General features: G+C 37.8%; 12 protein-coding genes. 5 read left to right on the top strand and 7 right to left on the bottom strand.

Going from position 1 to position 12,282, the window contains the following annotated elements; translation table 11 throughout:
- Positions 1–2 precede the first annotated feature (2 nt).
- The 5 genes from ABD682_RS10430 to ABD682_RS10410 all read left to right on the top strand — a co-directional run bounded on the left by ABD682_RS10430 (position 3) and on the right by ABD682_RS10410 (position 5,998).
- Positions 3–566: a GNAT family N-acetyltransferase gene (locus ABD682_RS10430; RefSeq protein ID WP_344741265.1), complete on the top strand. Its 564-nt coding sequence runs from the start codon at positions 3–5 to the stop codon at positions 564–566.
- Positions 542–1,396, top strand: a complete 855-nt coding sequence (locus tag ABD682_RS10425; protein WP_344741264.1) for a GNAT family N-acetyltransferase — start codon at positions 542–544, stop codon at positions 1,394–1,396. Before ABD682_RS10430 ends, ABD682_RS10425 begins: the two co-directional genes overlap by 25 nt.
- Positions 1,397–1,626: 230 nt before the next feature.
- A complete protein-coding gene (locus tag ABD682_RS10420) occupies positions 1,627–2,853 on the top strand; it encodes an agmatine deiminase family protein (protein WP_344741262.1) in 1,227 nt (408 codons plus the stop codon).
- Between the two features lie 157 nt (positions 2,854–3,010).
- Complete coding sequence (gene pgmB / locus ABD682_RS10415; RefSeq protein WP_344741260.1) at positions 3,011–3,667, top strand: beta-phosphoglucomutase; 657 nt, start codon at positions 3,011–3,013, stop codon at positions 3,665–3,667.
- Positions 3,668–3,688: 21 nt separating this feature from the next.
- Complete coding sequence (locus tag ABD682_RS10410; protein WP_344741258.1) at positions 3,689–5,998, top strand: glycoside hydrolase family 65 protein; 2,310 nt, start codon at positions 3,689–3,691, stop codon at positions 5,996–5,998.
- On the opposite strand, the gene ABD682_RS10405 is transcribed toward ABD682_RS10410, so the two are convergent.
- From ABD682_RS10405 to rpsF, 7 genes are all read right to left on the bottom strand, one after another.
- Positions 5,993–7,534: a glycoside hydrolase family 32 protein gene (locus ABD682_RS10405; protein WP_344741256.1), complete on the bottom strand. Its 1,542-nt coding sequence runs from the start codon at positions 7,532–7,534 to the stop codon at positions 5,993–5,995. The genes ABD682_RS10410 and ABD682_RS10405 overlap by 6 nt on opposite strands.
- Before the next feature lie 3 nt (positions 7,535–7,537).
- Positions 7,538–8,857: a sugar porter family MFS transporter gene (locus ABD682_RS10400; protein ID WP_344741255.1), complete on the bottom strand. Its 1,320-nt coding sequence runs from the start codon at positions 8,855–8,857 to the stop codon at positions 7,538–7,540.
- 119 nt (positions 8,858–8,976) lie between these two features.
- The gene (hisS, locus tag ABD682_RS10395; RefSeq protein ID WP_344741254.1) at positions 8,977–10,350 is read right to left on the bottom strand and encodes a histidine--tRNA ligase; all 1,374 of its coding nucleotides are present in this window, start codon (positions 10,348–10,350) and stop codon (positions 8,977–8,979) included.
- A 95-nt stretch (positions 10,351–10,445) separates the two neighbouring features.
- A complete protein-coding gene (locus ABD682_RS10390) occupies positions 10,446–10,916 on the bottom strand; it encodes a DUF6495 family protein (protein ID WP_344741253.1) in 471 nt (156 codons plus the stop codon).
- A gap of 75 nt (positions 10,917–10,991) precedes the next feature.
- Complete coding sequence (gene rplI, locus ABD682_RS10385; RefSeq protein WP_344741252.1) at positions 10,992–11,453, bottom strand: 50S ribosomal protein L9; 462 nt, start codon at positions 11,451–11,453, stop codon at positions 10,992–10,994.
- 13 nt (positions 11,454–11,466) lie between these two features.
- A complete protein-coding gene (gene rpsR, locus ABD682_RS10380) occupies positions 11,467–11,772 on the bottom strand; it encodes a 30S ribosomal protein S18 (protein ID WP_344741251.1) in 306 nt (101 codons plus the stop codon).
- A 2-nt stretch (positions 11,773–11,774) separates the two neighbouring features.
- A complete protein-coding gene (gene rpsF / locus ABD682_RS10375; RefSeq protein WP_344741250.1) occupies positions 11,775–12,113 on the bottom strand; it encodes a 30S ribosomal protein S6 in 339 nt (112 codons plus the stop codon).
- Positions 12,114–12,282: the final 169 nt, after the last annotated feature.

The raw sequence follows: 12,282 nt of genomic DNA, 5'->3' as shown, positions 1-12,282 counted from the left end.
AAGTGAAAAACAACTATTTATTCACTTCGGAGCGCTTAGGCTTCCGAGAATGGACTCTGGATGATCTGGACGATTTTGCTGCCATGAATGCTGATCCGGAGGTTATGGCTCATTTTCCAAAACCGCTGACTCGAGAAGAAAGCGAAGAATTTATCAACCGTCTTCAAAAGCATTATAAAACCTACGGACATTGTTATTATGCTGCGGAAATAAAAGATACCGGAGAACGCATTGGATTTATCGGTTTAGCCTATCAAACTTTTAATTCACAATTTACCCCCGCCACAGATATTGGCTGGCGCTTAAAACGATCGGCATGGGGAAAAGGTTATGCTACTGAAGGGGCGCAACGCTGTTTGGAATTGGCTTTTCAAGACTTACATTTAAAACAGATTTTTGCCACTTGTACGATCCAAAACAACAGATCGGAACAGGTGATGAAAAAAATCGGAATGACCAGGCTCGCAGAATTTAAGCATCCTAAATTAGCAGCTTATCCCGAGCATGAGAACTGTGTTTGCTACAGGATCACCAATTCGGAATGGCACTTACAAAACAACTTTTAATTATGGTTGTAAAATCACTTTCTAACACCGCTTTTGATACCATTGTAGATTGCTTTTTGAAGGCCTTCGAAAATTATTTTGTAAAAATGCCTTTGGAAAAGGACTATTACCGTAAGCGCTGGACCGCCGCTAAGGTTGATTTCAACTTATCCTACGGGATGTTTGATGGCAACAAACTTGTGGGTTTTATTATTCATGCCGTTGATAACCGACAAGGAATACGAACCGCCTTCAACACAGGAACAGGCGTTATCCCGGAATACCGCGGACGTGGTATTGTAAGAATGATGTATGACTTTGCTCTAGACGATCTAAAAAAACATGGTATTGAAAGAAGTCAGCTAGAAGTGATCACAGAAAATGCCATTGCTATTCATGCCTATCAAAAAATTGGTTTTGAAATAACCCGACAATATTCATGTTTTAGCGGAATTATAAATTGTAGTTCAGTTTTAAAACCTGAGGTACATGAGATCGCTATGAATGAATTGAATTGGGATGAACTACCAAATCAGGATGGCTATTCCTGGGACCATCAAAAAGAAACGCTTTTAGGAGGACCATATCACTATTTTGAAGTTCATTTTAAAGGAAACCGGGAAGCTTACTTCATTATTGATCCCGAACGTAACTATTTGGCACAGCTTGATGTTTTCAAGAATGACCCTCACGTTTGGGAACGACTTTTTAAAGCCATTCAACAGGTTTCAGAAACGATCAGGATTATTAATGTGGATGAAACACAGGAAACTAAAATACAGCAATTAAAAGCACATGGATTAAAGATCACGGTAAAGCAATATGAAATGGTCCTGGATGAAATTTTTTAACACCCTTAAATAATTTTAGTAAATTTATATTGAGCCAATTTAGCTTTAGGTTTTTAGTCTTCAGTCATTCGTAATTAAATACTGTACACATTAACGGAGATCAAGCACAAATCCTATGGAAAAAAGCAGCCCTGGCAGAGATATTAGATTAGGGATAACTGCAACTAAACAAAATTTACTACTTTAGTGATGTAAGAAAAAACGGTAATATCTACCTAATGTCCATTACTATGAAATATTTTGCTATCATTTTTGTCTTGCTTTTTATTGGGTGTTCTAAAAATAAAACATCCAAATACAGTTTCCCACCGGAATGGGAGCCTCATGAGGCTGTATGGACAGATTACGCCACTGAAAACTCTTATCCCACAAGTTATAACGACCGACTTAAAGTGATCGCAACACTTTCAAAATACGTAAAAACTAAGGTGGTATACGATAATGATAGTTTGAAATCGAGCGCTCTTGGAAAGCTGGATTCTCTTGGCGCCAAATGGACGAATGTAGAGTTTATTAAAACTGATTTTCCGATGAATTGGGTCCGCGATCCGGGTCCCATTTTCGCGACAAATGGAAAGCAATTACGATTAATTGATTTTAAATGGAGTTCTTACGGCGATGCCTATCCAGCATTTACGGAGTACGATAAACCACGTGGTGATGCGGATAACAAGTTAGCCTTGGATATGGGTATCGATATCGACTCTACCGGTATCTATTTAGAAGGCGGCGGTATTGATGTGAGCCATAATACTGTAATGGCTTACCGGGCCATGGCCGATCAGCGAAATCCGAATAAATCCCTAAAAGAAGTTGAGAAAACCATTTTAAAAGCGCTGAATAAAAAACAAATGATCTGGTTGGATGAATTTCCTCTTATAGATAAACCCCAGCATAAAATTGACAATATTTTCGGGAATGGTGCTAACGGGCATATCGATGTTTCTACACGATTCTTAAACGACAGCACTATTGTAGCTACGGTAATTTCAGAAAGGGATAAAAATAAATCAATCTTACAGCAAGAAGATTACCGCATTTACCAAAGTAATTTGGAGCAACTTAAAAAAGCCAGGCAACCCAACGGTAAACCCTATATCATAGTAACCATTGAAGCTCCGGATTATTCTTTGTATTATTATCCATCGGTTATAGATCAAAGCTATTTAGACAGACAGCGCGAAGAAACAAAGGAAAAATTTAAAGCCGGAGATAGCATTCGCTTTGTGCCTTGCCTGGAATACGCTAATTTTTTAATAACCAACGGTGCTGTAATTTGCTCAAAAACCTGGAAAGAAGGCATGCCCGAATCTGAGAAAATAAAAGATGAAAGACTCCAGACGATCTTAAGGAAATATTTTCCTGATAGAGACATTGTTCCTTTAGATGTTTTGGAAATTAGCTGGGGTGGCGGTGGTATTCATTGCAGAACGCAACAGGAACCAAAATTGGAATAATTCCCAGGCATAGCAAGCCACACTTAATTATCAAAAATGCATCGAAAACGTTTTCGGCTTGAAATTTTTTTATTTTTAGGCTTAAAAACTGAGAAATTTGCATAATTTCATACATTTAGCCCGTTCAATTTAGATTATTATTTAAAGAATTTAACCCATGAGAAAGATCGGTGTTATATTCGACCTCGACGGGGTTATTGTAGATACAGCAAAATACCATTATTTGGCCTGGAAAGATCTGGCAGATCATCTGGGCTTTACCTTCACCAAAAAGGATAACGAATTATTGAAAGGGGTTAGTCGTGTGAAATCCCTGGAAATATTATTGGATATTGGGAATATAACCATTTCTGAAACCGAAAAACAGCAGTATTTAAAAAGCAAGAACGATAATTATTTACAGTACATCTATAAGATGGATGCCAGTGAAATATTACCCGGTGCAGAGGCTTTATTGGATACATTAGACAGCCTGAATATTCCTTACGTTTTAGGGTCTGCCAGTAAAAATGCACCACTCATTCTGAAACAGGTTCATTTACACGACCGTTTCAAGGGTATTGTAGACGGCAACAGCGTGAGTAAAGCGAAGCCAGATCCTGAAGTATTTTTTATTGGCGCCAAAAAACTTCAGCTTCAGCCTGAAAATTGTATTGTTTTTGAAGATGCCATCGCAGGTATTGAAGCCGCCAACCGGGCCGGCATGACCTCTGTTGGAATTGGTGATAAAGGCACATTAAATGAAGCTGATTTTAATTTTTCAGACCTCAGGGAAATTCCTTCGGACTTTTTTGAACAATTCATCAATCCTTAAGTTCAAACTAAAAACAAACCAATGAATCAAGATTATATTAAAGCTGACCCGTGGTCGATTATAGAAGAAGGTTTTGATGCCAGGCGCGTTAAATCCTCTGAAAGTTTATTTAGTATTGGTAATGGCGCCATGGGACAACGTGCCAATTTTGAAGAACAATATTCCGGACCAACTTTCCAGGGAAGTTATATTGCCGGCGTTTACTACCCCGATAAAACCCGTGTGGGCTGGTGGAAGAACGGTTATCCGGAGTATTTCGCTAAAGTAATTAATGCGCCCAATTGGATCGGTATTGATGTTAACATAAATGGTGAAGCTCTTGACCTTAACAACTGTAAGATGGTTTCAGATTTCAAACGCGAACTGAACATGAAAGAAGGCTGGTTATCCAGAAGTTTTACCGCTACACTTCAAAATGATATTCAAGTTAAGGTAGAAACCAAACGTTTTTTGAGTCTGGATCTGGATGAAGTAGGCGCCATTGCTTACAACATCACACCTTTGAACTCAGATGCAACAATCGCATTTATACCGTATTTAGATTCTGGTATTACCAACGAAGACAGTAATTGGGATGATAAATTCTGGGATACCACGAATGTAAGTCATAAAAATGACCAGGCGTTTATTGAGGCTAAGACTATGAAAACCAATTTTCACACCTGCACGTTCATGTCGTCTCAATTATTCCTTAACAAAAAGCCATTAAGCTCGAGTCACAAAACACAAACAGATGCAACCCGCATTAACTTTCGTTATGAGCATACTGTAAAAGAAAATGAAACCTACGCCATTCATAAATTTGGAGGCTATGTGGTGGATAGAAATCACGATAAAAATAAATTGGTCGCCATAGCCCAGAATATTATTGAAAAATCTAAGAATAAAGGCTATGAACAACTTTTAGAAGACCAAAAAAAGGCCTGGGATGCCATCTGGAATATGTCTGATATTAGCATCGAAGGCGATGTAAAAGCACAACAAGGTATTCGGTTTAATATTTTCCAATTGAATCAAACCTATTTAGGTCGCGATGCTAAACTGAATATAGGACCAAAAGGTTTTACCGGTGAAAAATACGGCGGTAGTACCTATTGGGATACGGAAGCCTATTGCATTCCATTCTATATGGCTACGAAAGATCAAAAGGTGGCTCGTACACTTTTAGAATATCGTTACCATCATTTGGAAAAGGCTATTGAAAATGCCGCAAAATTAGGCTTTTCAAATGGTGCTGCACTCTACCCGATGGTAACAATGAACGGTGAGGAATGTCACAACGAATGGGAAATTACTTTTGAGGAGATCCATCGAAATGGTGCTATTGCTTATGCTATTTTTAATTATCAACGCTTTACGGGTGATTACAGTTATGTACCGGAAAAAGGACTGGAAGTATTGATTGGCATTGCACGCTTTTGGCAACAACGTGCGTCCTTTTCAACAGAAAAAAACCAATATGTTATTTTAGGAGTAACCGGTCCGAATGAGTATGAAAATAACGTTAACAATAATTGGTATACTAATTATATAGCCCAGTGGTGTATTAATTTTGCTATGGAATCCATAGCTATTGTTAAACGCGATTTCTCAAAGGATTACGAGAGAATCATTAAAAAAACCGCTCTTACTCAGACCGAAATCTCCTCCTGGAAAAGTGTAGCGGATCATATGTACTTACCTTATTCAGAAAAACATGAGGTATACTTGCAGCAAGATGGATTTTTAGACAAGAACCTGATCACCGTATCCGAATTAGACAAATCACAACGGCCTATCAATCAGAAATGGAGTTGGGATCGAATTCTAAGATCACCTTATATTAAACAAGCAGACACCTTACAAGGATTTTACTTTTTTGAAGATCATTTTGATGAAGGAACTTTAGAGCGCCACTTCGATTTTTACGAACCTTTCACCGTTCACGAAAGCTCCCTTTCGCCCTGCGTACACAGTATTCAGGCTGCGAAATTAAACCGGATGGAACAGGCTTATACCTTCTATTTAAGAACCTCAAGACTGGATCTGGATGATTACAATCACGAGGTTCATGAAGGGTTGCACATCACCTCTATGGCAGGAACCTGGATGAGTATTGTTGAAGGTTTCGGAGGTATGCGTGTTCGTAATAATACTTTAAGTTTTACACCACGTATTCCGGAGCAATGGAGCGCTTATTCCTTTAAAATTAATTTCAGGAATCAGATCATTAAAGTCACCGTAAATCAAAAGGAGACAGCTTTTGAGCTTGAAGGATCGGAAAAGCTTGATATTTTAGTAAATAATAAAATGTTGACTTTAGAACCGAATAAAAGTCTCAGTTTTTCATAAATCAAATACATTTTCAACCTGTTTTATTTCGAAATTTGAAATTGTAACATCGCTATTTATTTGGAATGCTGTGTAAGGTTCCGTCGGGAAAATTTGATTTGTTAATGCATAAACACCATCATTGATAAATAATTCAATGGATGAGGCATCGAGCACAATTTTAAAAGAAAGCGAATCTCTTACTCCAACAGGAATGGTTTGAAAAGAAAAGTTTTTATAGTTGGGATTGAAATCAACCAAACCGGACTGACTTCTGTCGGCAGACAAAACCCCGGAATCTTTATGATAACTGATGGTATAATGCTCTCCTTTTGAATTTGAAAATTGAATTTGAAGGGAATCTTTGATTTCGGCATGGAATGAAATAAAACTCTCTTGAAGTTTTTCATAGGTAAAATCATAGGGCAAATGCCCTGAAATACTTCCTTCTTCAACCGGTTTTATTATGGATTTAAATGTATCCAAAAGCTGACTTTTCAAGATATACCGGTTGTTACTTTTAATTAGTGAAAGGCTTCTTGGTAAAGTCATAGCACTGCGCCATGTTGTTGTTGGCGTGGTTTGAGCGTATTCCCAGTTACTCATCCAGCCTATAAATAAACGCTCATTATTTGGCACATTATTATACGTAACTCCTGCATAATTATCCGTTCCGTAATCGATCCATTGACTTTGTTTTTGATCCGTAGTAAACGTTTTTCCGTTATAATCGCCCACAAAATATCGCGTTCCTGAACCACCGTTTGGAGCGCTATTTCCACCATGGCTCACAATGAGTACCCATTTTTCTTCATCCGTGTCTCCTACCCTCATTTTGAAAAGATCCGGACATTCCCAAACGCCTAAGGGTGGATCATCCGGAAACCGAAAATCACTTAACTTCTTCCAATCTTTTAGATTTGCAGACTCATAAAATTCCACATGATCTTTGGCGACTAAAGCCATTTGCCAGGAATTTGTTTCATCATTCCAAAACACCTTAGGATCCCGAAAATCTGTAATACCGGGATTCTTGATCACCGGATTATGTTTGTATTTCGTCCAGGTCTCACCTTTATCTAAACTATAGGCAATCCCTTGAGTCTGTGTATCGATGGCTCCTTGCTTTTCTTTTACAGGATCGTGATAAGTAAAAATGGCTATCATCGCATTGGCACCAAAACCAGACGTATTTTGCTTGTCAATAACGGCACTTCCAGAAAAAATATAACCCAGACTATCGGGTTTTAAAGCGATTGGGCGAGGTTTCCAATGCAACATATCTTTACTTACGGCATGCCCCCAATGCATGGGTCCCCAAACCGTACTATCGGGATAGTATTGATAAAAAAGATGATAGGTTCCATGAGAATACACCAATCCGTTAGGATCATTCATCCAGTGTGCCTTTGGGGTAAAATGGAAACGCGGACGATATTGCTCTAAAGTATATGACGTAGCATCCTGAACGGACGAACGCTCTGTGTTCTTATCATCCGAATATTTACATGAAACAAAAGTAAATAACGCTAATGTGTAAATTAAAAAATGTCTCAAAGGTTATTCTTTTATTAGAGTTTTACTTAATTCTTCAAGGGTTATGCCCTTAGTTTCAGGCATCAGGAATATCACAAATAACAATTGAAGTACCATCATAATAGCAAAGATCATAAAAACAACGCCCGGCCCAATGGTGGCAAATAACACGGGAACTAATGACGGAATGACTGCCGCCAAAACCCAGTGTGTCGAACAACCAAAGGACTGACCGGAACCCCGTAAATGATTCGGGAACACTTCGGAAATAAACACCCAGATCACCGAGCCTTGACCAACCGCATGTGCCGCAATGAACATGAACAAGAAAATAGGCATAAGTCCGCCCTGCCAATTAAAAAAGAAGGCACAGGAAACCAAAGTCAAAGAAATAATATACCCGACGGATCCAATGTACATGAGTTGTTTTCGTCCCAAACGGTCGATCAAATAAATACCAATAAGCGTAAAAACCATATTAGTTACCCCAACGCCTATACTACTCAGTAAGGCGGCACTTTCACCAAGACCGGCAGCCGACAGGATACGCGGTGCGTAATACAAAAAGGCATTGATACCCGAAAACTGATTGAAAAATGCTATTAAAAAGGCTAAAATTAAAGGAAATCGGTATTTTTTCATGAAAATAGACTCATTCGGCACCGTTTTATCCATTTCATCCTTGATCTCATCTATGAGTATTTTAGGATCCTTTTCAGGACTGATGATCTGAAGCACCTCTCGAGCTTCCTCATTCCTGAATTTTGTTAATAACCAACGTGGACTCATTGGAAGCGTAAAGGCTAAAATAGTATAAATAGCAGCAGGAAAGGCCTCCACGCCAACCATCCAACGCCAGTCGTTATCGCCAATGCCATTTAATAAATAATTTGAAAAGAAAGCGATCAGAATCCCAAAAACAATATTGAACTGGTACAAACCTACGAGTTTCCCGCGATCGCCTGCCGGAGCAATTTCAGAAATATAAGCCGGTGCGGCAATGGTAGAGGCACCAACGCCTAAACCACCAATAAACCGAAATACTGCAAAAACCCATGGATCGTTGGCTAAACCGGAACCTACCGCGGAAACAGTATACAGAACCCCTATCCAGATCAAGGTTTTTTTACGGCCTAATTTGTTTGTTGGGAAACCACCAAAAATGGCACCCACAACGGTACCCCAAAGCGCCATACCAATTACCACGATGCCATGGAACATATCGGAAGTTTGCCATAAGAATTGTAATTTTTTTTCAGCCCCGGAAATAACAACAGTATCAAAGCCAAAAAGGAATCCGGCTAGTGCTGCCGTAATAGACCAGAGTAGTATCTTTTTATTCATAAGTTGGTTTTAGTTTAATGGTAACCAAAATCTATAAAACTGCTATTCCATAATTTTGAATAATAAAGATAGGAAGATTTTATTAAGGGAAATCCCAAATAAATAAAAATGGAGAACCTTTAAGCAGTAACCTCAGCGATCAATGTTTCTAAGGATACTTTTTCCTGAGCACCGGTTCTCATGTTTTTTAAGGCGTAACGGTTCATTTGCATTTCTTCGTCTCCAACAATCACTACGAATGGAATATTCCTTTTATTCGCGTGATTCATTTGCTTTTTCATTTTCGCAGCATCAGGATATAACTCTGCATTAACACCTTTTTCCCGCAATTGTTTAATGGCCTTTAAACTGAACAAAGCTTCTTTTTCACCAAAATTAATGAATAGTACATCAATGGTTTTAGAGATAGTTTCCGGAAAAAGATCCAGAGCTTCAAGAACCAGATAAATACGATCCAGTCCAAAACTGATACCTACACCACTCATATCTTTCATCCCAAATATACCGGTAAGATCATCATAACGACCACCACCACCAATAGAACCCATATCTACGTTCTCTGGCGCAGCAACTTCAAAAATAGCACCGGTGTAGTAATTTAGGCCGCGCGCAAGAGTAACATCAAGTTGTAAAGTTGCCGTCGCCAATCCAAGTTCTGAAATGGCCTTATCAATAAATTCTAGTTCTTCAATGCCTTTTTTGCCTTCGGCGGAATTTGCTAAAATACTCTTTAAGGTTTGAATTTGAGATTCAAAAGAACCCGATAATGAGAACAAAGGCTGAAGTTGAGAGATCCCAGCTTCAGAAATCCCTTTACTCAACATTTCTTCTTTAACCTTGTCTTCACCAATTTTATCCAATTTATCCAAAGCCACAGTAAAATCGATGAGTTTATCTGAAGCACCGATAACCTCAGCAATTCCGGATAATATCTTTCGGTTATTAATTTTGATGGTAACACCTTGAAGATTCAAAGCTGTAAATACCGTGTCGTATAATTGAATAAACTCTACTTCTTGCCAAAGGGAGTCGCTGCCTACCACATCGGCATCACACTGGTAAAATTCTCTAAAACGCCCTTTTTGCGGACGGTCAGCACGCCAAACCGGCTGAATTTGATAACGTTTAAAAGGAAGTTCTATCTCGTTTTGGTGTTGTACCACGTAGCGTGCAAAAGGTACTGTTAGATCGTAACGTAGGGCTTTTTCGGAAATGGAAGACGTGAGCGCATTACTATCTTTTTCTTCCAAAGCCTTTTCATCAGCTTTTGACAAATAATCCCCAGAATTTAAAATTTTAAAGATCAAGCGATCCCCTTCATCTCCATATTTCCCCATCAAAGTATCTGAATTCTCAAAACTAGGTGTTTCTATAGGTTGAAAACCAAAGGTTTTAAAAGTTTTGCGAATCGTATTGAAAATATAATTACGCTTTGCTACTTCTTCCGGATTAAAATCTCTGGTGCCTTTAGGAATACTGGGTTTTTGAGCCATAGGAAAGTAAGGTGTTTTTTAAAATTCCATGTTTACTGAAACAAAAATAAGTCTTTCATTTGATTTGGGTTTCGCTTTTTTTAAGAATGAGAACTCTAATTGATCAATTTATCAAAATAAGCATATAATTCTCCCTTGGTAATGACCGCGCCTTGTTCTATCATTTTGAATTTATCAAGGTTTTTGTCTTCTGTGTATGGTTTATCGGCTTGTAAGAACTCCACGCTTTCGTCCATTAAATTGTCACGAAGCCAGTTGTAACCTTCTTCTGTAGTAATATCAACTGCGTCATTTTTTATGTTCAGAACGATAGCGTGCATTTCTTCTTCATCTAAATGAAACAAATACAAATGTTGTGGTGCGATGTGTTCAAGATACTCAGCCTTGTTCAGTACACCTTCCCAGATCAGGTCACTAAAAACATCTAATTCGGTTTCGGCCAATTCAGGTTTATTCTTTTTAAGATTTTCCCATTCATCGGCAGTCACCTGTTGCGTAGCTAAAAAGTTGATGAATTCCTGGTGTAATTCTTCAAATTGTTCTTTTGTTAATCGTCTGTATTTCATAAAAATCCCTCTAAAAATTTGATTATAAAAAAAGCCTCAACATGGGTTGAGGCTTTTTTACTATTTGTTTTTTTATTAAGACTGTGCAATAACCTCAAATGGGAAATCAAAAACCACTTCTCTGTGTAAACGGATCACGGCATTATATTGCCCTAAACGTTTGATATTTCCTCCGGTAATGGATACAAACTTCTTATCAACAGTATGTCCTTCTTTTTCGAAAGCCTCTACTAGATCTGCTTTAGTAACCGAACCGAATAATTTATCACCGGCAGAAGCACCTTCAGTGGCTTTTGCAGCAATTTTAATATCCAATCCTTTTATAGCTTCAGCAGTTTTGTTTGCGTCTTCAATAATCTTTTTCTCTTTATAAGCGCGTTGCTTTAAGTTCTCTGCCAATACTTTTTTAGCAGAAGGCGTTGCTAACACAGCTTGCCCTTGTGGAATTAAAAAGTTTCTACCATAACCGTTCTTAACTGTTACAACATCGTCTTTAAATCCTAAATTTTCAACGTCTTGTTTTAATATAAGTTCCATTGTTATTGGTATTTTATTTTAATAAATCTGCTACGTATGGCATCAAGGCTAAGTGTCTTGCTCTTTTTACAGCAACAGATACTTTTCTTTGATACTTTAAAGAGGTTCCTGTTAAACGTCTTGGTAAAATTTTACCTTGTTCGTTTACAAACTTCAATAAGAAATCAGGATCTTTATAATCCACATATTTAATTCCTGATTTTTTGAAACGGCAATACTTTTTTTGTTTGCTTGTTTCAATATTCAACGGGGTTAAATATCTGATCTCTCCGTCTTTTTTTCCTTTAGACTGTTGTTCAATAGATGTTGTCGTTGCCATAATTACGCTTTTGCTTTAAGTTTTTCTCTTCGTCTCTCGGCCCAGGCGATGGCATGTTTATCTAACGCTACAGTTAAATAACGCATGAATCGCTCATCACGTCTGAACTCTAATTCTAAGGCTCCAATCACCTCTCCTGGTACAGTGTACTCAAACAAGTGGTAAAAACCACTTTTTTTGTTCTGGATTGGGTAGGCTAATTTTTTTAGTCCCCAATCTTCTTTAGCTATCATCTTAGCGCCGTTAGAAACAAGAAAATCTTCGTATTTCTTAACTGTTTCCTTTATCTGATCTTCAGATAAAACGGGATTTAAGATGAAAACAGTTTCATAATGATTCATAAAAATTGAATTTATTGTTAAAAATTGGCTGCAAAAATAACTATTTTCTGTATATTACACAACAAAATCGAGGGACAAAATTCCAAATCTAAGTTTTGTTAAAATTTTGTTAAAAACTACAGTTTACCGATGTTTTTTGGTTTTTAACGTAATTTTTTGTACTATTGTC

It is taken from the genome of Gaetbulibacter aestuarii (assembly GCF_039537665.1).
In the GTDB taxonomy this organism is placed as follows: domain Bacteria; phylum Bacteroidota; class Bacteroidia; order Flavobacteriales; family Flavobacteriaceae; genus Gaetbulibacter_A; species Gaetbulibacter_A aestuarii.
This window is presented reverse-complemented; position numbering and strand designations above follow the sequence as displayed.

Bases quoted from the DNA above. Each gene is read 5' to 3' on its own strand.
- ABD682_RS10425 (WP_344741264.1), top strand. From the start codon at position 542: ATGGCACTTACAAAACAACTTTTAATTATGGTTGTAAAATCACTTTCT.
- ABD682_RS10420 (WP_344741262.1), top strand. From the start codon at position 1,627: ATGAAATATTTTGCTATCATTTTTGTCTTGCTTTTTATTGGGTGTTCT.
- pgmB (WP_344741260.1), top strand. From the start codon at position 3,011: ATGAGAAAGATCGGTGTTATATTCGACCTCGACGGGGTTATTGTAGAT.
- ABD682_RS10410 (WP_344741258.1), top strand. From the start codon at position 3,689: ATGAATCAAGATTATATTAAAGCTGACCCGTGGTCGATTATAGAAGAA.
- ABD682_RS10400 (WP_344741255.1), bottom strand. From the start codon at position 8,857: ATGAATAAAAAGATACTACTCTGGTCTATTACGGCAGCACTAGCCGGA.
- hisS (WP_344741254.1), bottom strand. From the start codon at position 10,350: ATGGCTCAAAAACCCAGTATTCCTAAAGGCACCAGAGATTTTAATCCG.
- ABD682_RS10390 (WP_344741253.1), bottom strand. From the start codon at position 10,916: ATGAAATACAGACGATTAACAAAAGAACAATTTGAAGAATTACACCAG.
- rplI (WP_344741252.1), bottom strand. From the start codon at position 11,453: ATGGAACTTATATTAAAACAAGACGTTGAAAATTTAGGATTTAAAGAC.
- rpsR (WP_344741251.1), bottom strand. From the start codon at position 11,772: ATGGCAACGACAACATCTATTGAACAACAGTCTAAAGGAAAAAAAGAC.
- rpsF (WP_344741250.1), bottom strand. From the start codon at position 12,113: ATGAATCATTATGAAACTGTTTTCATCTTAAATCCCGTTTTATCTGAA.